Here is a 22314-nt window from a genome sequence, read left to right on the forward strand (position 1 = left end):
GCAGGGTGAAGCCTGCGGTGAACAGCGCGGTGGTACGGGTCAGGAAACCGAACAGGATTGCCAGACCGCCGCCAAACTCAAGCAGGATGGTCAGCGGCAGCAGGAACCCTGGGACGCCCATCGCTTCCATGTACTGCTGTGTACCCGCATACCCGGTGATTTTGCCCCAGCCAGCTGTGATAAACAGAATTGGCATCAGAATACGAGCAACCAGGAAACCGATATCTTCTAATTTTTTCATCTTTCTCTCCAGAGAACCTTGCGGGTAGTTAAACCAATTTATTCAGCATTTACACGTCGATAGCGCGTTGCTGCTGTCGATGGAGAGAAATATAACTGCGACGTATGGCAATTGTTAGCAAGGAAAACTGTTGAACTTCTTCAAAGAATCTGAGCAATGAGGTCTGGCGGTGGAGGCGGTGACGGACAGAGGGGAGCAGGAATGCCTGTCCTGTGACAGCAAACGCTGACAGGATCGAAAGTATGAACAGCAGAAAAAGCCCGTATCTGCGTGCTGTCTACGGGGCTTTATGTTGTGAGAAAGCTGCCGAATCAGCCTGCTTTGCGCAGCAGGCTCTTTGCCATTCGCCAGGTGCTCCAGACGCCAATGCCGCGTCGCGCCCAGCGCACCAGGAAGCGAGGGTGGCGCAGCGACACCACGGCCATGGCGCTGCTGGCGACCATCACCCACGAGCGCAGACTGACGAGACGGCTCCAGCCGCGATCGTAAACCTGTGTGACATCCAGCCAGTCGCGGCGACCTGCGCTGAGATCCAGCCGCTGCTGCTGAATCTGGCGCAGCAGAAACGCTTTGCGCTGTTCCCGTTCCTGACGTGGGCTCATCATGGCTCTTCATCCTCAAGAAGGGCGCGGTCGTTGGCCAGCTCGTGGCGCGTATGTCGCAGTAACGTGGTACGTCGGGCCTTGCGAAGGGTCCAGATGCCGCCAATCAGCGCCAACAGCAGCAGCGTGCCGGTGGTGGCAATCATCACGTGTAAACGATACTGCGGGTCGACCGCCCACATAATCAACACCAGCAGGCTCATCAGGCCGAAAGCGGTAAACAGCAGGGTTAACCCTGCCATTAACAGCAGCTGGATGAGGTTGGCTTTCTCCTCTTCCAGCTCGACGACCACCAGGCGGAGTCGCGTTTCAACCATCTGAACCAGCAAGGTGAGAATGCGCTGACCAATGCCGAGGACGTTTTTCCCGGGACCCTGCGCGTGCTGAGAATCACTCATGCTTAACGGCGCGTCAGCAGTACGCCCAGCACCAGGCCGACAGCGGCGCCAATGCCAACACCGGTCCACGGGTTTTCGCGGACGTAGCCGTCGGCTTTCGCCGCCGCTTCGCGGGTCTGCTTCGCAATGGCATCGCCCGTTTCGCCCAGACGGTCGCGGCTCTCTTTCAGCGCGCTTTCCGCTTTGCTGCGCAGTTTGCTCAACTCTTCTTTGGATTTATCGGTGGAAGCGTTCAGGACTTCTTCCAGAGTATCTGACAGGGCTTTCAGCTCTGCACGTAACTGATCTGAGGTTGAATCTTTAGCCATCGTCTCTCTCCTGTTGGGGTTCCACACACTCAATACGCGCGTGATTCCAGCGCGTTAAGTTCTTTTTTGGCTTCCTGCAGCTTATGCTCGCGTTTAGCCACTTTTTCCGCATCGCCGCTCTGCTTCGCGTCTCGCAGATCCTGCTCGCGCTCGCGAATTTCGTCCTTCTGCTCAGCGATCTTTTCCTGATGATCGGCGCGAAGCTTGCTATCAGTACAGTTGGCTTTCACCTCGCTCAGCGCCTTTTTAAGGCCGTTGATACGGTTCTGATTGTTATGCTTCTCGGCATAACCAATCTCACGCTGAATGTCCTGCTCTTTTTCCTGGCAGAGTGATGTTGCTGCTGCGCTCGCGCTAAGACAAGCGAGAGTAAGCGCAAGTACGATGCGGTATTTCATGTATTCATCTTCCATTTTGCACAGTACATCTGGAATGTACTTTTCCCAGTAGGTGAGTACCGAGACGGCACCCACAATACTAAGCATAGTAAGTAAAAGACTAAATCACCAAAGTAAGTGAAATTATTCAGATTCCTGGAAGTTTTTAGCCAAATCGATGTGAGGTGTCACGCAGTCGTGACAGCCAGCTTTGCGGATCGTTGTCTTCATCCTGTAGAGCGACAACGTAGACGTGCGGTAGGGTGCTATCCAGCACGCGCTTCGCCGCTGCGCTTTGCTCGCTGGATTCAAAGGTAATCAACAGCGAGTCATTCTGCGGGGTAATGCTTTTAAAACGAATGCCGTTGGCATCCAGGTGGTGCGAGATGGAGAAACCATCAGGCATGCTGGCCTGGCTAATCGGGCGAATCGCGAGCGTGGACTCTTCACGCTGCAGCGCGGCCCACATCCAGAGCAGCATGCACAACATCAGCATGATGCTCAGGCTCAATGCAAACCGGCGAAGCTGAATGCGGTTCGACGCCATGATTATCCTCGATTACCGTATTTTTTCTTCCACATCACGATTAACGAACCGCACAGTCCAAAGACCAGCAGCACTACCGGTAGCAGCATCAGGCAGGACATCAGCGCGTCTTCATATTTCTGGAAGACCGGCGTTTTACCGAGCAGGAAACCCAGCGAGACCAGAATCAAAACCCACAGCAGGCCGCTCATCCAGTTAAAGAACTGGAAGCGCGCGTTGTTGAGCCCGGACAACCCGGCGATGGTCGGCAGCAGGGTGCGGACAAAAGCGATAAAGCGGCCAACCAGCAGGGCAGACAGACCATGCTTATGGAACAGATGGTGCGCGCGCTGGTGATAATGGGCGGGAAGATGCGATAGCCAGTTCTGGACGATACGCGTATTGCCCAGCCAGTTGCCCTGGATATAGCCAATCCAGCTGCCGAGGCTGGCGGCGACCGTCAGGAGAAATATCGTTTGCGGGAAGCCCATCGCGCCTTTGGCAATGAGTACGCCAACCAGCACCAGCAGGCTATCGCCCGGCAGGAAGGCGGCAGGCAGCAGCCCGTTTTCCAGAAACAGGATCATAAACAAGACAAAATAGAGCATGCCGATCATCGAGGGATTTGCGAGCGTCTCGAAATCCTGGCTCCATAAGGCATTTAACAGTTGGGTTAGTAGTTCCATTCATGATTCCTGGTACATCGATTAACGTAATGCCTGAACGCGCTGCGACGTCTTCTCTGTTTCTATTTTAATAGCATCGCGGTAAATACGCGCTGAACAGTCCCTGTTTTGGCGAAATAATCTTTTACTCAATGTCGAAACGACAAAATGCACGCAATTGTAACAAACGGCGTGGTTTCACGTCATAGAAATTGCAATTTGTTGCAGATTGATTTTGCGGTTTCGTGCGGAGAGAGGCTAGGGGATTTACAAAGGCTTACCCACACAGAAAGTCAGGCAAGCCTTGTCGAAAAAAAGAACGATTTATTTACCGCCGATGGCGACGGTATCGAGGTGAACGACCGGGTTTTCGGCGAACAGGTAACGGTCGGCGTTGAACTCGAAATCATCGCTGGTTTCGTTGAACAGCATCAGCTTGGTGTTTTCCAGATGCTGCCACATGGCAATCTTCGCCGCGTGCGGATCTTTGCGAATGAGCGCCTTGAGGATTTGGTCGTGATCGTCGCACCAGTTATCGACGGTTCGGGCGTCGATATGGTCGTGGAGCTTCTTCCAGTACGGGTTATGCACACGCTGGGTCCACATTTTTTCAACGATCGCGGCCAGCGCGGTGTTCTGCGTCGCCAGGGCGACCTGCACGTGGAACTGGAGATCCCACTCGGAGTCGCGGAAGCATTTCTCTTTGCGCGCTTTTTCCTGGATCTCCATCAGCTTCATGATGTCCTGCTTGGTGACTTGGGTGGCGGCAAATTCAGCGATGTTGCTCTCAATGAGCTGGCGCGCTTGCAGCAGCTCGAACGGCCCGTAGTTAGCGAACTCCAGGTTTTCGTCCGGCGCCTGATGATGCTTCGGCTGATTGGAGATAACGTGGATGCCGGAGCCTTTGCGAACTTCAACGTACCCTTCAACTTCGAGCATAATGATGGCTTCGCGCACCACGGTGCGGCTGACGCTTTTTTCATCGGCAATAAAGCGCTCAGCAGGCAGTTTATCGCCCACAAGGTAAACGCCTTGCTCAATGCGTTCTTTCAGCTCAGCGGCAAGTTGCTGATATAAGCGACGTGCGTCGGCGATTTCCATATACTCTCCAGGCAGGGTACGGCAGATTGAATTTGTTATACCACTTTTGCGAGCCACTCACCACAATTTGGCATGAAAAAAGCCGCCTGGATCAAGGCGGCTTGAGCGAAAACAAACTTCGGTCGCAGATTAGTTTTGCGTGGCCTGCTGGGCCGGACGATTCTGGCCGGATTGGCCATCGTCAGCCTGCTTGTTCTGCAGGACGGTCCAGATAACCAGCGCGCCTAACAGGTCAAAGATTGCCAGTACGGCGAACAGCGGGCTGAAGCCGATGGTATCAGCCAGCGCACCCACCACCAGGGCAAACATGGTGCTTGCCATCCACGCCGCCATACCGGTCAGACCGTTCGCGGTCGCCACTTCGTTACGGCCAAAGACGTCAGAAGAGAGCGTAATCAGCGCGCCGGACAGAGACTGGTGAGCGAAGCCGCCGAGGCACAGCAGAGCAATCGCAATATATGGGCTGGTGAACAGGCCGATCATGCCAGGGCCAATCATCAGCAGTGCGCCCATGGTAACCACCATTTTACGGGACACAATCAGGTTCACGCCGAACCAGCGCTGGAACAGCGGCGGCAGGTAACCACCGATAACGCAGCCGAGGTCAGCAAACAGCATCGGCATCCACGCAAACATGGCGATTTCTTTCAGGTCGAAGCCGTACACTTTAAACATGAACAGCGGGATCCAGGCGTTGAAGGTACCCCATGCTGGTTCAGCCAGGAAACGCGGCAGGGCGATACCCCAGAAACGACGGGTCTGAATGATCTGCCACGGAGACATTTTCTTCGCGTTGTTGGTCTGGTGTGCCGCTTCCTGACCGCCAATGATGTACTCGCGCTCTTCATCAGTTAATTTTTTCTGATCGCGCGGGTGTTTGTAGAACACCAGCCAGCACATGGCCCAGATGAAGCTCAGCGCACCGGAGATGATGAACGCCATCTGCCAGCTGTGCATCACGATAGCCCATACCACCAGCGGCGGAGCAATCATGCCGCCGATAGAAGAACCGACGTTGAAATAGCCTACTGCGATAGAGCGCTCTTTCGCCGGGAACCACTCAGAGCTGGCCTTCAGGCCGGCAGGAATCATGGCAGCTTCTGCGGCACCGACCGCACCACGCGCCACGGCCAGACCGCCCCAGCTACCTGCCAGCGCGGTTGCGCCACAGAAGATAGCCCATGCGACGGCGAAGAAGGCGTAACCGATTTTGGTACCCAGGATATCCAGAACATAGCCGGCAACCGGCTGCATCACGGTGTAAGCTGCGGAGTAAGCAGCGATGATGTATGAATATTGTTGTGTGGAAATGTGCAGCTCAGCCATCAGCGTTGGCGCGGCTGCCGCCACGGTATTACGTGTCAGGTAACCCAGCACGGTGCCCATCGTCACCAGTGCAATCATGTACCAACGTAATCCTTTAATTTTACGCATGTAAACCTCATCGTGTTGTTATAAATGCGAGTCCTGCAGCCATCTTCCCGTTATGCCGGGGGATGTCATTCTCGAAGGGCTTACCGTGGAAGTGCTCCCCGGTACGGCCCGAACTTGCCAGTAAGTACGTGTGCTGAATTCGGTATCCGTACCGCTCAATCAGGTGTCAGTATCGACCATCGCAAATACATTCCGTCGTTCAATGTGTTTCGACGGGGGCAAGATAACTTGTCATACAACTTTAAAAGGTGAATACCGTCACAAAAGAGGTATTTTCCATAGAGTTTAAGGGGTAGATAGGCCAGGCCAGGCGTGGCGCGGCTTGCAGGGGCGTTTTCGCGATTTTTCTGTCATTTTTTGTCAAGGTTTATTGATCTAACTCACGAAAAAATCTTCGGTTCGGCGAAATTGGTGTGATAACTTTGTCGGCATTACAGATAAACATCTGACCCACTCGTTGAGAGGAAGACGATAATGACCCCGTTTATGACTGAAGATTTCCTGTTAGACACCGAATTTGCTCGCCGTTTGTACCACGACTACGCAAAAGACCAGCCGATTTTCGACTATCACTGCCACCTGCCGCCGCAGCAGGTTGCGGAAGATTACCGTTTTAAAAACCTGTATGACATCTGGCTGAAAGGCGACCACTACAAGTGGCGCGCGATGCGTACCAACGGTGTCGCGGAACGCCTGTGTACCGGCGACGCGTCCGATCGCGAGAAGTTTGACGCGTGGGCGGCGACCGTACCGCACACTATCGGGAACCCGTTATACCACTGGACCCACCTGGAACTGCGTCGCCCGTTCGGTATTACGGGTAAACTGCTGTCTCCGACTACCGCAGATGAAATCTGGGATCAGTGCAATGAGCTGCTGGCGCAGGACAAATTCTCCGCGCGCGGCATCATGAAGCAGATGAATGTGAAAATGGCCGGCACCACCGATGATCCGATCGATTCTCTCGAACATCACGCCACCATTGCGAAAGACGGTTCTTTCGACGTGAAGGTACTGCCGAGCTGGCGCCCGGATAAAGCCTTCAACATTGAGCAGGCCACTTTCGCTGACTATATGGCTAAACTGGGCGAAGTGTCCGACACTGAAATCCGTCGTTTCGCCGACCTGCAAACCGCGCTGACCAAGCGTCTGGATCACTTCGCCGCACACGGCTGTAAAGTGTCCGACCACGCGCTGGACGTTGTCCTGTTTGCGGAATCCAACGAAGCGGAGCTGGACAGCATCCTGGCGCGTCGCCTGGCGGGTGAAACCCTGAGCGAGCACGAAGTTGCGCAGTTCAAAACCGCCGTGCTGGTGTTCCTCGGCGCTGAATACGCACGTCGCGAATGGGTACAGCAGTACCACATCGGCGCGCTGCGTAATAACAACCTGCGTCAGTTCAAACTGCTGGGCGCGGATGTCGGCTTCGACTCCATCAACGACCGTCCGATGGCGGAAGAGCTGTCCAAACTGCTGAGCAAGCAGAACGAACAGAATCTGCTGCCGAAAACCATCCTGTACTGCCTGAACCCGCGCGATAACGAAGTGCTGGGCACCATGATCGGTAACTTCCAGGGCGAAGGTATGCCGGGCAAGATGCAGTTCGGTTCCGGCTGGTGGTTCAACGATCAGAAAGACGGTATGGAACGTCAGATGACTCAGCTGGCACAGCTGGGCCTGCTGAGCCGCTTCGTCGGTATGCTGACCGACAGCCGTAGCTTCCTGTCTTACACTCGTCACGAATACTTCCGCCGTATTCTGTGCCAGATGATTGGCCGTTGGGTTGCCGCGGGCGAAGCGCCTGCCGACATCCAGCTGCTGGGTGAGATGGTGAAAAACATTTGCTTTAACAATGCGCGTGACTACTTCGGCATTGAACTGAACTAAGGTCTGGGTGAAGGTATGCAATACATCAAGATCCATGCGCTGGATAACGTCGCGGTAGCGCTCGCTGATTTGGCTGAAGGAACCGAAGTCACCGTTGATGGGCAGACAGTAACCCTGCGCCAGGCGGTCTCTCGTGGCCATAAATTCGCTTTACGCGATATCGCGAAAGGTGAAAACGTCATTAAATACGGTTTGCCAATCGGTCATACGCTGGTGGACGTGGCGGCGGGTGAGCATATTCACGCTCACAACACGCGCACGAATCTGAGCGACCTGGACACGTATAGCTACCACCCTGATTTCCAGGCGGAAGTTGCCCAAGCGGCCGATCGCGACGTGCAGATTTACCGCCGCGCGAACGGTGATGTAGGGGTGCGTAACGAACTGTGGATCCTGCCGACCGTTGGCTGCGTCAACGCGATGGCACGCCAGATGCAGAATCGTTTTCTGAAAGAGACGAATGACGCCGAAGGTATCGACGGCGTGCATCTCTTCAGCCACACCTACGGCTGCTCACAGCTGGGTGATGACCACATCAACACCCGCACCATGCTGCAAAACATGGTGCGCCATCCGAATGCGGGTGCCGTGCTGGTGGTGGGCCTGGGCTGCGAAAACAACCAGGTTGATGCGTTCCGCGAAACCCTTGGTGAGTTCGATCCTGAACGCGTTCACTTTATGGTCTGCCAACACCAGGAAGACGAAGTGGAAGCGGGGATCGAACATCTCCATCAGCTGTACAACGTGATGCGTAACGACAAACGCGAGCCGGGCAAACTGAGCGAGCTGAAGTTTGGTCTGGAGTGCGGCGGGTCCGATGGCCTGTCCGGCATTACCGCCAACCCGATGCTGGGACGTTTCTCCGACTACGTGATTGCCAATGGCGGTACCACGGTACTGACCGAAGTGCCGGAAATGTTTGGCGCAGAGCAATTGCTGATGGATCACTGCCGCGATGAAGAAACGTTCGGCAAGCTGGTGACCATGGTCAATGACTTCAAGCAGTACTTCATTGCCCACGACCAGCCGATCTACGAGAACCCATCGCCAGGTAACAAAGCGGGCGGTATTACCACGCTGGAAGACAAATCGCTCGGCTGTACTCAGAAAGCGGGTTCCAGCAAGGTGGTTGATGTTCTGCGTTACGGCGAACGCCTGAAAACGCCGGGTCTGAACCTGCTGAGCGCGCCGGGTAACGACGCGGTGGCGACCAGTGCCTTAGCGGGCGCGGGCTGTCATATGGTGCTGTTCAGTACCGGTCGCGGTACGCCTTACGGCGGTTTTGTGCCGACGGTGAAAATTGCCACTAACAGCGAACTGGCGGAGAAGAAGAAACACTGGATCGACTTCAACGCGGGCCAACTGATTCACGGTAAAGCGATGCCGCAACTGCTGGAAGAGTTTGTTGACGTCATCGTCGACTTCGCTAACGGCAAGCAGACCTGCAACGAGCGTAATGACTTCCGCGAACTGGCTATCTTTAAGAGCGGCGTCACGTTGTAATAAAAATGTGATCTGATACGATAAAACGGCGTTTCATCTTCTGAAGCGCCGTTTTTTTATGCATGCTTAACAGGGATCCCCTTCCATGACTGCGTATTGGCTTGCCCAGGGCGTGGGCGTTCTGGCGTTTTTAATCGGTATCACCACCTTTATCAACCGCGACGAACGACGCTTCAAGTTTCAGCTTTCACTCTACAGCGCCACTATCGGCGTGCACTTCTTTCTGATGGGCGCGTTTCCCGCGGGGATGAGCGCTGAACTCAACGTCATCCGTACCCTCATTTCGGTCTATACGCGCCGTATTTGGGTGATGTTTGTGTTTATCGCGCTGACCCTCATCCTCGGCCTCAGCAAATTGCAGCATGCGATGGAGCTGCTGCCGATTGCCGGGACCGTCGCCAGTACCTGGGCGCTGTTTCGCTGTAAAGGGCTGACGGTACGCTGCGTGATGTGGTGTTCAACCGCCTGCTGGGTGATTCACAACTTCTGGCTTGGCTCGATTGGTGGCACGTTGATTGAGGGGAGTTTTCTGGTGATGAACGGCCTGAATATCATTCGTTTCTGGCGCATGCAGCGTAAAGGTATCGACCCGTTCAAGGTGGAAAAGAAAGTACAGGAAGAAAACCCCTCCACCTGACGGCGGAGGGGAGATGGGATTAGCTACGGAGCGCGTTTTTCTCCAGGCGAGCATCTTCTGCCTGGCAGGCTGCCGCGGTGAACAGAACGTCGGTCGACGAGTTCAGCGCGGTTTCGCATGAATCCTGCAATACGCCGATAATAAAGCCCACGGCCACGACCTGCATGGCGACATCGTTAGGGATACCGAACATGTTGCAGGCCAGTGGGATCAGCAGCAGTGAGCCGCCCGCCACGCCGGAAGCCCCGCAGGCACACAGAGAAGCCACGACGCTTAACAACAGTGCGGTTGGTAAATCGACCGGAATACCCAGCGTGTTGACCGCCGCCAGCGTCAGCACGGTGATGGTGATCGCCGCACCGGCCATGTTGATGGTCGCCCCCAGCGGAATAGAGACCGAGTAGGTATCTTTGTCCAGATTCAGCTTTTCACACAGCGCCATGTTCACCGGAATGTTGGCCGCTGAACTGCGGGTGAAGAAGGCGTAGACGCCGCTTTCGCGCAGGCAGGCCATCACCAGCGGGTACGGGTTACGGCGAATTTTCCAGTACACCAGCAGCGGGTTGATCACCAGCGCCACCAGCAGCATACAGCCAATCAACACCAGCAACAGCTGCGCATAGCCCCACAGGGTGCTAAAGCCGGTGGTCGCCAGCGTGGAAGAGACCAGACCGAAGATACCCAGCGGCGCGAAGCGGATCACCAGTTTCACCATAAAGGTCACGGCATTAGAGATGTCGTTGATCAGATTCTTAGTGGTCTCATTGCCGTGGCGCAGCGCAAAGCCCAGGCCAACCGCCCACACCAGAATACCGATGTAGTTGGCGTTCAGCAGCGCATTCACCGGGTTGGAAACCATGCTCATCAGAAGGCCGCGCAGCACCTCGACGATACCGGAAGGTGGCGCAATATCTTCTGCCGCCGCGCTTAAATGCAGCGTGGACGGGAACAGGAAGCTAAACAGCACGGCGGTTAATGCCGCGGCAAATGTGCCCAGCAGATAGAGGAACAGGATGGGGCGAATATTGGTTTTTTGGCCCTGTTGATGGTTGGCGATGGAGGCCATCACCAGCATCAAGACCAGTACCGGCGCGACGGCCTTCAGCGCGCCAACGAACAACGTGCCAAGTAGGCCAGCGGCAATGGCGGCCGGTTTAGAGACGAGGGCCAGGATAATGCCCAGGATCAGCCCAACCAGGATCTGTTTCACCAGACTTCCCTGAGTCAGAATACGGAGAAAACCGGATGATGCGGAAGGTTTCGTCATCATTGCATTCCTTAAAGTGATGAGTTGTGTCTTTCCAGTGACGTATTATTTGTTACGTTTATGTCTGGATGTAAAAATATGTTTGCTCGATCGAGTATAAGGAAAGTCTTCGTTTGGGGAAGCATAAAATGCTGAAATTTACGCCACACGTCATATTATTTAACTAATAATTTACAACGTGTGACGACAATCAAAAGATGGAGCGGCCCGGGTAAGGCATTTACGCCAGCCCCGGGCGGTAAGGGGCGAGTCCCGGCGTTGCTTCCTCGGTCGGGAAAGAATTTACATTTTCTTTTCTTTTAGATCGTGACGGTGATTTACCCAGGCGTTGATGAGTAGCGTCAATGTCAGAATCCCACCGACGACGCCCAGCGAGACCGAGATAGGGATATGGTAGAAATCGACGATCAACATCTTAATGCCGATAAACACCAGAATCACCGACAGGCCGTATTTCAGCATCGAGAAGCGCTCCGCCACACCTGCCAGCAGGAAGTACATCGCGCGCAGGCCGAGGATGGCGAACAGGTTAGACGTCAGTACGATAAACGGGTCGGTAGTGACCGCAAAGATAGCCGGGATACTGTCGACCGCGAAGATCACATCGCTCAGTTCTACCAGAATCAGCACCAGCAGCAGCGGCGTGGCGAACAGTACGCCGTTTTTACGCGTGAAGAAGTGCTCGTTCTCGATCTTGTCGGTCATGCGTAGGTGGCTGCGCAGCCAGCGTACCAGCGGTTTATCGCCGATCCCGCCTTCATCTTCTTTCGCCAGCGCCATCTTGATGCCGGTAAACAGCAGAAACGCGCCGAAAACGTACAGCAGCCATTCAAACTGGGAGATCAGCCAGCTACCGGCGAAGATCATGATGGTACGCAGCACGATCGCGCCCAGAACGCCGTACACCAGCACTCGACGCTGCAACGCGGCGGGCACCGAGAAGTAGCTGAAAAGCATCAGCCAGACGAAGACGTTATCTACCGCCAGCGATTTCTCGATCAGGTAGCCAGTGAGGAACGCCAGCGCCTGAGGGTCGGCCACCGCGCGGCCCTGGGTCTGCACCAGATACCACCAGAATGCGGCGTTAAACAGTAATGAGAGGGTGACCCAGACCAGCGACCAGCTTGCCGCCTGCTTCATGGACATGGTGTGAGCGCCGCGACGCCCCTGTAAAAACAGGTCGATGGCCAGCATGATAACCACGACGACAGCGAATCCGCCCCAGAGCAACGGTGTGCCGACAGTATTCATAGAAATTTCCTTACGCATAAAAAAACGGCTAACGTCAGAAGACGATAGCCGTTGCTTTTTATGCATAGACCTCGCCTTCCGGCAAGGTCTCACTTACAACAAAAAAAGAATGCGCTGACGCATTCCTTTTTCGTTGCCCGGCGACCGGATACGTTTTCACGTATCGTAATGACGATCCACCGACAAGGAAGTTACTCCCCTTTGCAGGTAACAAAATATGACAGGCCATTGATTTCGTCAATGGCCGACAATATCCGTTTACGTTGCTTTACGCATCCGCCGGGAAGAGGACGCCAGTCTGGCGACGAATCTCGGTCTGAACTTTGGCGGTGATGCGGCTGACTTCCAGCCCCGGGTGGTCAACTTCGTTGTTTTCGACCAGGCGCGCAAACTCCTCGGCTTCATACAGCATAGTATTAATATGCTGCGGCTGACTGAGATCCTGCGCTTTACTGCCGCGCGGCACGAAGGAGACTTTCTGGCATTCGGAGATTTTCTCAATCACCAACGCGCCCGCTTCCCCCTGAATTTCGCTTGGCAGGGTAGAGTCGCTGACTTTCGAGTGTTGCAGCGTCACGCTGAAGTCACCGTAGTCCAGCATCACAACGCCGTGGGCATCCACGCCGCTCTCCAGCAGGCTGGCTGAAGCCTGAATATGCTGCGGCTCTCCCCACAGCGCGATGGCGGAGGCCAGGCAGTAAAAACCGATATCCATAATCGAGCCGTTGGAGAAGGCCGGGTTAAAGGTATTTGGGTTTTCGCCATCGAGATAGCGCTGGTAGCGCGAGGAGTACTGGCAGTAGTTGATAAACGCCTTACGAATCTGCCCGAGTTTCGGCAGCGCCTGCTGGAGCTGCTGGAAGTTCGGCAGGCTGGCGGTTTTGAACGCTTCAAACAGCACCACCTGATTTTCGCGGGCCGCGGCGATCACCCGCTCGGCTTCGTCAATGTTAGAAGCCAGTGGCTTCTCGCAGATGACGTGCTTTTTATGGCGCAGGAACAGCTCGGTTTGCGGAGCGTGCAGCGAGTTTGGGCTGGCAATATATACCGCATCAATAACGTCGCTTTGCGCCATCGCCTCTAACGAGGTAAAGAGGTGCTCAACGGGATAGTCATTGGCGAAGCTTTGCGCCTGTTCAAGGCTGCGGGAATAGACGGCGGTCAACTTGTACTTGCCGGTCTCATGGGCGGCATCGACAAACTGGCGGGTGATCCAGTTTGTTCCAATCACAGCGAAACGTATCATAAACGCCTTCAGGCTCCATAAAGGGATTCTGTCGTCAATGTAACACGCCTTTATGACATTGCCAGTGCCCGACTACGCAGTTTCCTTTAACGAAAGGTGCGTCAGCCAAAGGCGGGTATCAAACTCCAGTTGGTGGTACTGCGGCTCCATATGGCAGCACAGCTGGTAGAACGCTTTGTTGTGATCTTTTTCTTTCAGATGCGCCAGCTCATGCACCACGATCATCTTCAGAAAGGGTTCCGGCGCAGTACGGAAAACGGTCGCGACGCGAATTTCCGCTTTGGCTTTCAGCTTGCCGCCCTGTACGCGCGACACCGCGGTGTGTAGCCCCAGCGCGTTTTTCAATACGTGGATCTTGTTGTCGTACATGACTTTATTGATCGGCGGCGCGTTGCGTAGATACTGGTTTTTCAGATCCTGGGTGTACTGCCAGAGCGCTTTATCGGTGGCGAAATCGTGCGCGCCCGGATAGCGTTTTTCCAGCACAGCCCCCAGACGCTGTTCAGCAATCAGCGTGCGCACCTGAGAAAGCAGGTGTTCCGGGTAGCCCTGGAGGTAAGTTAGTTGGTTCATCTTCACCCATGCCAATCATAAAAAGTGTATACTCACGCACCCTTTTCAGGGATAAGCCGAAATTTTACCATTCAGGAGGGCCGATGAGCCACACAGACAACGGTTTCCGTTCACTGACACTTAAACGTTTCCCGGAGACGGACGACGTTAACCCGCTGCTGGCGTGGGAAGCGGCGGATGAATATCTGCTGCAACAGCTGGACGATACCGAGATTAGCGGCCCGGTGCTGATCCTGAATGATACCTTTGGCGCGCTGGCCTGTGCGCTGGCTGAGCATACGCCGTACAGCATTGGCGACTCCTATTTAAGCGAGCTGGCGACCCGTGAAAACCTGCGCCACAACGACATTGCCGAGTCGAGCGTCAAGTTCCTCGACAGCACCGCGGAATACCCGCAGGCGCCCGGCGTCGTGCTGATTAAAATCCCCAAAACCATGGCGCTGCTGGAGCAGCAGCTGCGCGCGTTGCGCGAAGTGGTAACGCCAGAAACGCGCATTATCGCCGGGGCGAAAGCGCGCGACATCCACACCTCGACGCTGGAACTGTTCGAGAAGGTTCTGGGCCCAACCACCACCACGCTGGCATGGAAAAAGGCGCGTCTGATTAACGGCACCTTTACCAAACCGGCGCTGGCCGACGCCGCACAAACCCTGAGCTGGAAGCTGGAAGGCACCGACTGGACCATCCACAACCACGCGAACGTCTTCTCCCGTACCGGGCTGGATATCGGCGCGCGCTTCTTTATGCAGTACCTGCCGGAAAACCTGGAAGGGGAGATTGTGGATCTCGGCTGCGGCAACGGCGTACTGGGCATGACCCTGCTGGCGAAAAACCCGCAGGCGCAGGTGGTGTTTGTTGATGAGTCGCCGATGGCAGTGGCCTCCAGCCGCCTGAACGTGGAGACGAACCTGCCGGATGCGCTGGATCGCAGTGAGTTTATGATCAACAACGCGCTCTCCGGCGTCGAGCCGTTCCGCTTCAACGCGGTGTTCTGCAACCCGCCGTTCCACCAGAAGCACGCGCTGACCGATAATATCGCCTGGGAGATGTTCCACCACGCCCGCCGTTGCCTGAAGATCAACGGCGAACTGTATATCGTGGCCAACCGTCACCTCGACTACTTCCACAAGCTGAAGAAGATTTTTGGCAACTGCGAGACTATCGCGACGAATAATAAGTTTGTGATTCTGAAAGCGGTGAAGTTAGGTCGTCGTCGTTAATACGGTTAACGGTGTAGCCGCCATATCAGGCCTACCTTTGTAGGCCTGATAAGCGAAGCGCCATCAGGCAGTTCGGTGCAGATTGCCGGATGACGGAATAACCGTCTTATCCTCTATATTCCCAGCGCCAGCTTCGTCCCCTGCGCAATCGCCCGTCGGGCATCCAGTTCGCCCGCTACGTCACTGCCGCCAATTAAGTGCACCGTCTTGCCCGCCGCCAGCAGGGGGGCTTGCAGCGTGCGGTTTGGCTCCTGCCCGGCGCAGATAATCACGTTATCCACCGCCAGCAGCTGGCTTTCGCCGCCGATCTCCACGTGCAGCCCCGCATCATCGATCTTCTGATAGCTGACCGCCGGGATCATCTTCACGCCGCGAGAAAGTAGGGTAGTGCGATGGATCCAGCCGGTGGTTTTACCTAACCCTTCGCCCGGCTTGCTGGCTTTACGCTGCAGCATCACAATCTGCCGTGGGCTGCGGGCCAGATGCGGCCCCTCAGGGCGCAGGCCGCCTGCCTGCTGCAGGCTGGTATCAATACCCCATTCCACGCAGAACTCGGCAATATTCTGGCTGGTTGGGTTACCGGGCTGGCTGAGATACATCGCCGTATCAAAACCAATACCGCCGCAGCCGATAATCGCCACCCGCTGGCCTACCGGCGCTTTATCGCGCAGTACGTCCAGATAGGTCAGAACTTTTGGATGATCGATGCCTTCAATAGGCGGGGTGCGTGGGGTGATCCCGGTGGCAAGGATCGTTTCATCAAAGTTGAGCAGATCGTCTGCGGTGACGCGATGATTCAACCTCAACGTCACACCGGTGACGTCGATCATCCGGCGGTAATAGCGCAGCGTTTCGTAAAACTCTTCTTTGCCGGGGATCTGTTTGGCGACATTAAATTGCCCGCCGATCTCTGCGCTACCGTCGAACAGCGTTACCTGATGACCGCGCGCGGCGGCGTTGATGGCAAACGCCAGCCCCGCAGGGCCAGCGCCGACAACCGCCAGATTTTTACGCGTAGTCGCCGGAAGGATCGGCATTTTGGTTTCGTGACAAGCGCGAGGGTTAACCAGGCAAGACGTCACCTTGCCGACAAAGATCTGATCGAGGCAGGCCTGGTTGCAGCCAATACAGGTGTTGATCTCATCGGCGCGTCCCGACTGCGCTTTGGAGAGCAGCTCGGCATCGGCGAGGAACGGACGGGCCATCGACACCATATCGGCATCGCCGCGCGCCAGAATATCGTCGGCGACCTGCGGATCGTTAATTCGGTTAGTGGTAACCAGTGGAATAGTCACCCGTCCTTTTAATTTGCGCGTGACCCAGCTAAAGGCACCGCGCGGTACCGGCGTGGCAATGGTCGGGATCCGCGCTTCGTGCCAGCCGATCCCGGTATTGATGATCGTCGCGCCCGCGCCTTCGATCGCCTGGGCGAGGCGGACGGTTTCATCAAAGGTGCCGCCATTGTCCACGAGATCCAGCATCGACAGACGGTAGATAATAATAAAATCTTTCCCGACGCGCTGACGTACGGCTCGCACCACTTCGACGGCAAAGCGCATGCGGTTGTCGTAGTTGCCGCCCCATTGATCGTCGCGCAGGTTGGTGCGCGCGGCGAGAAATTCGTTAATCAGATAGCCTTCTGAGCCCATCACTTCCACACCGTCATAGCCCGCCTCCCGCGCCAGCTGGGCGCAGCGTGCGAAGTCGTCGATCAGCCCCAGAATACCCTCATGCGTCAGTTCGCGCGGCGTAAAGCGATTGATCGGCGCCTGAAGCGCCGAAGGGGCGACGAGGTTTGGTTGATAGCTGTAGCGGCCAGTGTGCAGAATTTGCAGCGCAATTTTGCCACCTTCCTGATGTACGGCATCGGTAATCGTGCGGTGGTGCGGCAGTTGGCTGACGTCATTCAGCATTGCGCCGCCCGCCATCCCCACACCGGTAGGATCCGGCGCTATCCCGCCGCTGACGATCAGCGCCACGCCATGACGTGCGCGTTCGGCGTAGAAGGCCGCCAGGCGCTCAGCGCCGTCAGGGTACTCCTCCAGCCCGGTATGCATCGAACCCATCAGCACACGGTTTTTCAGCTGGGTAAAACCCAGATCGAGCGGGGCGAACAGCGACGGATAGCTCATAAGGATGTCCAGTATGTGAAATTATTGTTATGTGGTCGGATGAGTTACTAATTTAGCCGTCGGCGCCAAAAAGGGAAAAGGGGAATGCAATGATTGTGATGGGATTCAAAGAACGCCCCCCCACGAAACCGTAGGGGGCGTGAGTTTACTGCTCGGTTGCCACCTGATTCTGGCTAACGCGCAGGGCTGCCAGTGCTTTACGCGCGGCTTTCAGCACCTGATCGCACTGTTCCATCGTCAGCGTTAACGGCGGTTCGATGCGGATGGTTTTCGCGTTGTTCAGCGTGCCGGCCACCAGCACGTGCTGGCGGAACATTTCGCTGGCAAAGCTATAGCCGATTTCGTTATCGACAAACTCAATAGCCATCAGCATCCCTCTGCCGCGGGCTTCGCGGACCAGATCCGGATATTCGCGGGCCATACAGCGGAAGCCATCCAGCAGCATATCGCCTTTCTGTTCCGCCTGAGCGGGCAGGTTCTCGGTCAGCAAGACGTTGATGGTGGCCAACGCCGCTGCACAGGCCAGCGGGTTGCCGCCAAAAGTAGTGGTATGCAGGAACGGGTTGTCGAACAGCACCGAAAACACCTCTTCGGTGGCAATCGTCGCGCCAATCGGCATCACGCCGCCGCCGAGCGCTTTCGCCAGACACAGAATGTCTGGCTGCACGTTTTCATGCTCGCAGGCGAACATTTTGCCGGTACGGCCCATACCGGTTTGCACTTCATCAAAGATCAGCAGCGCGCCGAACTCATCACACAGCTTACGCACCGCGGGCAGGTAGCCCTGTGGTGGCAGAATCACGCCACCTTCACCCTGAATCGGTTCGAGGATCACCGCCGCCACATCGTCGCCGGTTTTCTGGCACTCGCTCAGCATTGTGCGCATGGCATCGATATCACCGAACGGCACGTGGCGGAAGCCCGGCAGCAGCGGCATAAACGGCTTGCGGAAGGTCGATTTCGCAGTCGCGGACAGCGCACCAAGCGATTTACCGTGGAAGGCGCCGCTGGTGGCGATAAAGGTAAATTTGCCGCGCGATGATTGATAAGCTTTCGCCAGCTTCAGCGCTGCTTCGACGGACTCGGTCCCGCTGTTGCTAAAGAAGCTGTATTTCAGCTTGCCCGGCGCCAGCGCAGCCAGCGTTTTGGCCAGCATAGCGCGCAGAGGATCAAGCAATTCCTGGCTGTGAAGGGGTTGTTTGGCGAGCTGATTCTGTACGGCGGAAACCACCACTGGATTACGGTGCCCCACGTTGAAAATACCAAAACCGCCCAGGCAATCCAGAAACTCCTGGCCCTGGGTGTCGACAAGCGTATTTAACCCTCCCGCCTGCCACTCTACGGCTCCGTAATCCCCACCGGCAGTTACAGATTTTCGATACTCTAAAAACCCTGGATTCACATGCTCTTTAAAGTATTCCCTGACCTCCTGGTTCAGTGCTTTCATCTCCTCATGGTCAAGCGTTCGCTTTTCAATGAGATTCAGTGCGTGCGCGCTGCAGGCCAAAGCCGAGGCGCTGGAAGGTAACCTGTTCAAAATGTGCTCCTGGGGGTCACGTATCACACGATACTGAATTAAGTATTGCAGGGATTACGCCACTTCAGCGGCAACGGTGAAAATCGGGATAAATGCCAGGAGAAACCGGTTGTGTACAATATTTAATCGTCCAGCGGCTCAGGGATGGGGGGTAGGGGAGAAGCGCAAGAGGGCAGGTTGCGCCAGGATGGGGCAGGTTTTGCGCCGCCATCGCGCAGCATAAAAAAAGTAGGGCTTTTGTCCATTTTGCGATCTAACGCAAAATTAACAATTAAGGTTAATTAAAATCCCTCCGATATAACAATTGTAATACATTTTCTTTCTGCACCTGAAAAGGATGTCTGTATGTCTACCCTGTCCGACCCAAACTCGTCCACATCATCGCTGGACGAGCGTACTACGCTGATGTCCACCACCGACCTCGATAGCTACATCACCCATGTTAATGATGCCTTTGTGAAAGTTAGCGGCTATGGCCGCGAAGAGATGCTTGGCAAACCGCACAATCTGGTGCGTCATCCCGATATGCCAAAAGCGGCGTTTGCCGATATGTGGCGTACGCTCAAGCAGGGAGAACCGTGGAGCGGGATCGTTAAAAACCAGCCTAAAAGCGGCGGCCATTACTGGGTGCGCGCAAACGCCATCCCGCAGGTGCGTAATGGTAAAACGATAGGCTATATGTCCATCCGCACGATGGCTTCGGCTGAAGAGGTTGCCGCCGTCGAGCCGCTATATCAGGCGCTGCGGGAAAATCGCAGCAACAAGCGCCTGCATAAAGGTCTTGTCGTCAGCAAACGCTGGTGGGGCAAACTGGCGACCATACCGCTGCGCTGGCGTATGCGTAGCGTCACGCTGGGATGTTACCTGCTGCTGGCCGCAAGTTTGCTGACGCTGGGGGCACCCGTATCGGCTGTACTGACATCAGCGCTGATCGTGTTGCTGGCCACCGCAGTGCTGGAGTGGCAGATTATTCGCCCTATTGAGAACGTCGCCCGTCAGGCGTTGAGCGTGGCCACCGGCGAGCGCAACAGCGTAGAGCATTTAAAACGCGGTGATGAGCTGGGATTGATGCTGCGTTCCGTCGGCCAGCTGGGTCTGATGTGCCGTTGGCTGATTAACGATGTCTCAAGCCAGGTAAACAGCGTGAGCGACGGCAGCGATGTGCTGGCGCGCGGTAACGAAGAGCTGAACCAGCGCACCCAGGAAACGGTGGTCAACGTCCAACAAACCGTCGCTACCATGAGTCAGATGGCGGTTTCCGTACAGAATAATTCCCAAACCGCCGCCGAGGCCGACAAGCTGTCGCTGGCCGCCAGCGGCGCGGCCTCTCAGGGGGGGCAGGCGATGCACCGGGTCGTGCAGACGATGGAAGAGATTGCCGACAGCACACAGCGCATTGGCTCGATTACCACGTTGATTAACGATATTGCCTTCCAGACTAATATCCTGGCGCTGAATGCGGCGGTTGAAGCGGCGCGGGCGGGCGAACAGGGGAAAGGGTTTGCGGTGGTGGCGGGAGAGGTGCGCCATTTAGCCAGTCGAAGCGCGACGGCAGCCAATGAAATTCGCCAGTTGATTGAGGCCAGCGCCAGTAAAGTGCAGTCCGGTTCAGAGCAGGTGCACACCGCGGGACGCACAATGGATGATATTGTCTCGCAGGTGCAGAATGTCACCCAATTGATTGCGCAGATTAGCCAATCGACGTCCGAACAGGCCACGGGGCTGTCTGATTTAACTCGTGCCGTGGCAAAGCTGGATGAGATCACCCAGAAAAATGCCGGGCTGGTGGCGGAAAGCGCCAACGTGTCGGCGATGGTGAAACACCGCGCCAGCCGTTTACAGGATGCGGTGACCGTCCTGCATTAATCGAGCTGTGAGATCTCCAGCGCCGCGCGGTCAATAACGCCGATAATCTGTTTTAGCTGCGCGTCGCTGATTTCTCCGTGATTCACCTTCAGGTCCAGCACGGCCTTAAAGTTATCGATCGCCCGTTTCATCTGCGGATTTTTGCGCAGCTCATGCCCTACCATTCTGGCCTTTATCCGCGCCTGGATCTGTTCCAGCTGCTCCCGGTTCTCTTCCAGCGTGCGTGCACCGTCGACGGTGATAGCGATTCTTTTGCGCCCACCGTCTTCTTCCTGAACCGTAATCAGGCCCTGGTCCTGGAGCAGATCAAGCGACGGGTAGATCACTCCGGGGCTTGGGGTGTAGTTCCCCAGCGTCAGAGCTTCAATGGCTTTAATCAATTCATAACCGTGGCTGGCGTTGTCTTTCAGAATGTTGAGGAGCACCAGACGCAATTCGCCGTGGCCAAAGAAACGCTGACGGCGTCCGCCATGATGACCACGTCCGCGGTGTTCGGTATCAGAAAGAGAGTTCATAGTTCACGCCTTACTAACATTTAGATATATCTAATTTATATCTAAATCTATGTTTTTATCAATATGGAAGTGAATATTTTTATATTTCATTGATTTTATTTAGTTTTATTTTGTGCTGTCATTTTTTTTGCTCGTTTTCGTCTATATCTTAAAAATTGCTAGCTTTCTTCTTAATTGGCAATCATTATCATTTGCAAAATGTTTAGATATATCTATTTGCCAGAGAGACGCTCAATGAAAGAGAAAAAGTACCCACAGCGCGTGCGCAATGAACTTCGTTTTCGTGAACTGACCGTACTGCGTGTTGAGCGCATCGGCGAGGCTTTTCAGCGCGTAGTGCTGGGCGGCGAGGCGCTGGAAGGCTTTAGTTCGCGTGGATTTGACGACCACACCAAATTATTCTTCCCACAAGCGGGGAGCAAAATCACGCCGCCAACGGTAACCGATGACGGTATCGTCTGGGCTGAGGGCGTCCGTCCACAATCGCGTGACTATACCCCGCTGTATAATGCTGAACGCCATGAGCTGGCCTATGACTTCTTCATTCATGATGGCGGCGTCGCGAGTCAATGGGCGATGGAAGCTAAAGCGGGTGATACGCTGACGATCGGTGGTCCGCGCGGTTCGCTGGTGGTGCCGGAAGATTATGCCTGGCAGCTTTATGTCTGCGATGAAACCGGTATGCCGGCGCTACGTCGCCGCCTGGAGGCGTTACGCACGCTGGCGCAGCGTCCGCAGGTTACCGCGCTGGTGATGGTGCGTGACGTGGCGGATAAAACCTATCTGGCCGGTTTTGATGAGTTCAATATTGAATGGGTTAGCGAGTATGACGCCGCCGCCGTTGCCGCGCGTCTGGCGCAGCTCACGGTGCCGCCGTCCGATTACTTTATCTGGCTGACCGGTGAAGGGAAGGTGGTTAAAAACCTGACCGATGGATTTGTGACCGATGCCATTGACCCGCAGCTGGTTCGTTCCAGCGCCTACTGGCACGCCAAATAACGTGATTCTGCCGCTGTTTCTCCTGCGGC

Annotated in this window: 22 protein-coding genes; 6 read left to right on the forward strand and 16 right to left on the reverse strand. The window is 55.5% G+C overall.

Annotated features, from left to right (window positions below; translation table 11 throughout):
• From ACW14G_RS12810 to ACW14G_RS12850, 9 genes are all read right to left on the reverse strand, one after another.
• A partial coding sequence (locus tag ACW14G_RS12810) for a DoxX family protein (RefSeq protein WP_455648615.1) occupies window positions 1–241 on the reverse strand: 241 nt, incomplete at its 3' end.
• Window positions 242–552: 311 nt separating this feature from the next.
• Window positions 553–843, reverse strand: coding sequence for a YqjK-like family protein (locus ACW14G_RS12815; protein WP_064542524.1), 291 nt, complete (start codon window positions 841–843; stop codon window positions 553–555).
• On the reverse strand, window positions 843–1241 hold the full coding sequence (locus tag ACW14G_RS12820) for a phage holin family protein (protein WP_163447840.1): 399 nt from the start codon (window positions 1239–1241) through the stop codon (window positions 843–845). The genes ACW14G_RS12815 and ACW14G_RS12820 overlap by 1 nt, the downstream gene beginning before the upstream one ends.
• 2 nt (window positions 1242–1243) lie before the next feature.
• Complete coding sequence (locus ACW14G_RS12825; protein ID WP_064542116.1) at window positions 1244–1549, reverse strand: DUF883 family protein; 306 nt, start codon at window positions 1547–1549, stop codon at window positions 1244–1246.
• Window positions 1550–1578: 29 nt separating this feature from the next.
• Window positions 1579–1947 carry a DUF1090 domain-containing protein gene (locus ACW14G_RS12830; protein ID WP_167574981.1) on the reverse strand — a complete coding sequence of 123 codons (369 nt, stop codon included), beginning with the start codon at window positions 1945–1947 and terminating at the stop codon, window positions 1579–1581.
• Between the two features lie 145 nt (window positions 1948–2092).
• Window positions 2093–2473, reverse strand: a complete 381-nt coding sequence (mzrA, locus tag ACW14G_RS12835) for an EnvZ/OmpR regulon moderator MzrA (RefSeq protein WP_167574982.1) — start codon at window positions 2471–2473, stop codon at window positions 2093–2095.
• Between the two features lie 2 nt (window positions 2474–2475).
• Window positions 2476–3138, reverse strand: a complete 663-nt coding sequence (gene yqjA / locus ACW14G_RS12840; protein ID WP_064542121.1) for a DedA family general envelope maintenance protein YqjA — start codon at window positions 3136–3138, stop codon at window positions 2476–2478.
• Between the two features lie 303 nt (window positions 3139–3441).
• Window positions 3442–4218, reverse strand: coding sequence for a transcriptional regulator ExuR (gene exuR / locus ACW14G_RS12845; protein WP_163447842.1), 777 nt, complete (start codon window positions 4216–4218; stop codon window positions 3442–3444).
• A gap of 129 nt (window positions 4219–4347) precedes the next feature.
• Window positions 4348–5652 carry an MFS transporter gene (locus ACW14G_RS12850; RefSeq protein WP_064542128.1) on the reverse strand — a complete coding sequence of 435 codons (1305 nt, stop codon included), beginning with the start codon at window positions 5650–5652 and terminating at the stop codon, window positions 4348–4350.
• A 474-nt stretch (window positions 5653–6126) separates the two neighbouring features.
• Between ACW14G_RS12850 and uxaC the strand changes: the two genes are divergently transcribed.
• The 3 genes from uxaC (at window position 6127) to ACW14G_RS12865 (ending at window position 9679) form a co-directional block, all read left to right on the forward strand.
• Entirely contained in the window at window positions 6127–7539 is a 1413-nt protein-coding gene (uxaC, locus tag ACW14G_RS12855) for a glucuronate isomerase (RefSeq protein ID WP_163447844.1), read from the forward strand.
• A 15-nt stretch (window positions 7540–7554) separates the two neighbouring features.
• Window positions 7555–9042, forward strand: coding sequence for a UxaA family hydrolase (locus tag ACW14G_RS12860; RefSeq protein ID WP_064542134.1), 1488 nt, complete (start codon window positions 7555–7557; stop codon window positions 9040–9042).
• Window positions 9043–9127: 85 nt separating this feature from the next.
• Window positions 9128–9679 carry a YgjV family protein gene (locus tag ACW14G_RS12865; RefSeq protein ID WP_163447845.1) on the forward strand — a complete coding sequence of 184 codons (552 nt, stop codon included), beginning with the start codon at window positions 9128–9130 and terminating at the stop codon, window positions 9677–9679.
• Between the two features lie 19 nt (window positions 9680–9698).
• Here ACW14G_RS12865 and sstT read toward each other — a convergent pair whose 3' ends face one another.
• The 4 genes from sstT to ACW14G_RS12885 all read right to left on the reverse strand — a co-directional run bounded on the left by sstT (window position 9699) and on the right by ACW14G_RS12885 (window position 14016).
• Window positions 9699–10946, reverse strand: a complete 1248-nt coding sequence (gene sstT, locus ACW14G_RS12870; RefSeq protein WP_419058095.1) for a serine/threonine transporter SstT — start codon at window positions 10944–10946, stop codon at window positions 9699–9701.
• A gap of 282 nt (window positions 10947–11228) precedes the next feature.
• Entirely contained in the window at window positions 11229–12197 is a 969-nt protein-coding gene (locus ACW14G_RS12875) for a TerC family protein (RefSeq protein WP_163447847.1), read from the reverse strand.
• A gap of 268 nt (window positions 12198–12465) precedes the next feature.
• A complete protein-coding gene (locus tag ACW14G_RS12880) occupies window positions 12466–13443 on the reverse strand; it encodes a Gfo/Idh/MocA family protein (RefSeq protein ID WP_249022712.1) in 978 nt (325 codons plus the stop codon).
• A gap of 72 nt (window positions 13444–13515) precedes the next feature.
• The gene (locus ACW14G_RS12885; protein ID WP_249022713.1) at window positions 13516–14016 is read right to left on the reverse strand and encodes a M48 metallopeptidase family protein; all 501 of its coding nucleotides are present in this window, start codon (window positions 14014–14016) and stop codon (window positions 13516–13518) included.
• 83 nt (window positions 14017–14099) lie between these two features.
• On the opposite strand from ACW14G_RS12885, the gene rlmG reads away from it, so the two are divergent.
• Window positions 14100–15236, forward strand: a complete 1137-nt coding sequence (gene rlmG / locus ACW14G_RS12890) for a 23S rRNA (guanine(1835)-N(2))-methyltransferase RlmG (RefSeq protein WP_163447849.1) — start codon at window positions 14100–14102, stop codon at window positions 15234–15236.
• 113 nt (window positions 15237–15349) lie between these two features.
• On the opposite strand, the gene ACW14G_RS12895 is transcribed toward rlmG, so the two are convergent.
• Both ACW14G_RS12895 and ygjG read right to left on the reverse strand, forming a co-directional pair.
• A complete protein-coding gene (locus tag ACW14G_RS12895; protein ID WP_419058092.1) occupies window positions 15350–17368 on the reverse strand; it encodes an oxidoreductase in 2019 nt (672 codons plus the stop codon).
• A gap of 145 nt (window positions 17369–17513) precedes the next feature.
• Window positions 17514–18905 (reverse strand): putrescine aminotransferase, encoded by a 1392-nt coding sequence (gene ygjG, locus ACW14G_RS12900; RefSeq protein WP_249022715.1) that lies wholly within the window; start codon window positions 18903–18905, stop codon window positions 17514–17516.
• 345 nt (window positions 18906–19250) lie between these two features.
• Here ygjG and ACW14G_RS12905 point away from each other — a divergent pair, with 345 nt between their 5' ends.
• Window positions 19251–20771, forward strand: a complete 1521-nt coding sequence (locus tag ACW14G_RS12905; protein ID WP_249022716.1) for a methyl-accepting chemotaxis protein — start codon at window positions 19251–19253, stop codon at window positions 20769–20771.
• Here the strand turns inward: ACW14G_RS12905 and ACW14G_RS12910 are convergent.
• A complete protein-coding gene (locus ACW14G_RS12910) occupies window positions 20768–21286 on the reverse strand; it encodes a PadR family transcriptional regulator (RefSeq protein WP_249022717.1) in 519 nt (172 codons plus the stop codon). The two genes, ACW14G_RS12905 and ACW14G_RS12910, sit on opposite strands and share 4 nt — an antisense overlap.
• Window positions 21287–21520: 234 nt before the next feature.
• On the opposite strand from ACW14G_RS12910, the gene ACW14G_RS12915 reads away from it, so the two are divergent.
• A complete protein-coding gene (locus ACW14G_RS12915) occupies window positions 21521–22285 on the forward strand; it encodes a siderophore-interacting protein (RefSeq protein WP_249022718.1) in 765 nt (254 codons plus the stop codon).
• The last annotated feature ends 29 nt before the right edge of the window (window positions 22286–22314 follow it).

The organism is Kluyvera sp. (assembly GCF_965301105.1).

Excerpts from the sequence above, each read along its gene's own strand:
- ACW14G_RS12815 (WP_064542524.1), bottom strand. The coding sequence starts at position 843 with ATGAGCCCACGTCAGGAACGGGAACAGCGCAAAGCGTTTCTGCTGCGC.
- ACW14G_RS12820 (WP_163447840.1), bottom strand. The coding sequence starts at position 1,241 with ATGAGTGATTCTCAGCACGCGCAGGGTCCCGGGAAAAACGTCCTCGGC.
- ACW14G_RS12825 (WP_064542116.1), bottom strand. The coding sequence starts at position 1,549 with ATGGCTAAAGATTCAACCTCAGATCAGTTACGTGCAGAGCTGAAAGCC.
- ACW14G_RS12830 (WP_167574981.1), bottom strand. The coding sequence starts at position 1,947 with ATGAAATACCGCATCGTACTTGCGCTTACTCTCGCTTGTCTTAGCGCG.
- mzrA (WP_167574982.1), bottom strand. The coding sequence starts at position 2,473 with ATGGCGTCGAACCGCATTCAGCTTCGCCGGTTTGCATTGAGCCTGAGC.
- yqjA (WP_064542121.1), bottom strand. The coding sequence starts at position 3,138 with ATGGAACTACTAACCCAACTGTTAAATGCCTTATGGAGCCAGGATTTC.
- exuR (WP_163447842.1), bottom strand. The coding sequence starts at position 4,218 with ATGGAAATCGCCGACGCACGTCGCTTATATCAGCAACTTGCCGCTGAG.
- ACW14G_RS12850 (WP_064542128.1), bottom strand. The coding sequence starts at position 5,652 with ATGCGTAAAATTAAAGGATTACGTTGGTACATGATTGCACTGGTGACG.
- uxaC (WP_163447844.1), top strand. The coding sequence starts at position 6,127 with ATGACCCCGTTTATGACTGAAGATTTCCTGTTAGACACCGAATTTGCT.
- ACW14G_RS12860 (WP_064542134.1), top strand. The coding sequence starts at position 7,555 with ATGCAATACATCAAGATCCATGCGCTGGATAACGTCGCGGTAGCGCTC.
- ACW14G_RS12865 (WP_163447845.1), top strand. The coding sequence starts at position 9,128 with ATGACTGCGTATTGGCTTGCCCAGGGCGTGGGCGTTCTGGCGTTTTTA.
- sstT (WP_419058095.1), bottom strand. The coding sequence starts at position 10,946 with ATGACGAAACCTTCCGCATCATCCGGTTTTCTCCGTATTCTGACTCAG.
- ACW14G_RS12875 (WP_163447847.1), bottom strand. The coding sequence starts at position 12,197 with ATGAATACTGTCGGCACACCGTTGCTCTGGGGCGGATTCGCTGTCGTC.
- ACW14G_RS12880 (WP_249022712.1), bottom strand. The coding sequence starts at position 13,443 with ATGATACGTTTCGCTGTGATTGGAACAAACTGGATCACCCGCCAGTTT.
- ACW14G_RS12885 (WP_249022713.1), bottom strand. The coding sequence starts at position 14,016 with ATGAACCAACTAACTTACCTCCAGGGCTACCCGGAACACCTGCTTTCT.
- rlmG (WP_163447849.1), top strand. The coding sequence starts at position 14,100 with ATGAGCCACACAGACAACGGTTTCCGTTCACTGACACTTAAACGTTTC.
- ACW14G_RS12895 (WP_419058092.1), bottom strand. The coding sequence starts at position 17,368 with ATGAGCTATCCGTCGCTGTTCGCCCCGCTCGATCTGGGTTTTACCCAG.
- ACW14G_RS12905 (WP_249022716.1), top strand. The coding sequence starts at position 19,251 with ATGTCTACCCTGTCCGACCCAAACTCGTCCACATCATCGCTGGACGAG.
- ACW14G_RS12910 (WP_249022717.1), bottom strand. The coding sequence starts at position 21,286 with ATGAACTCTCTTTCTGATACCGAACACCGCGGACGTGGTCATCATGGC.
- ACW14G_RS12915 (WP_249022718.1), top strand. The coding sequence starts at position 21,521 with ATGAAAGAGAAAAAGTACCCACAGCGCGTGCGCAATGAACTTCGTTTT.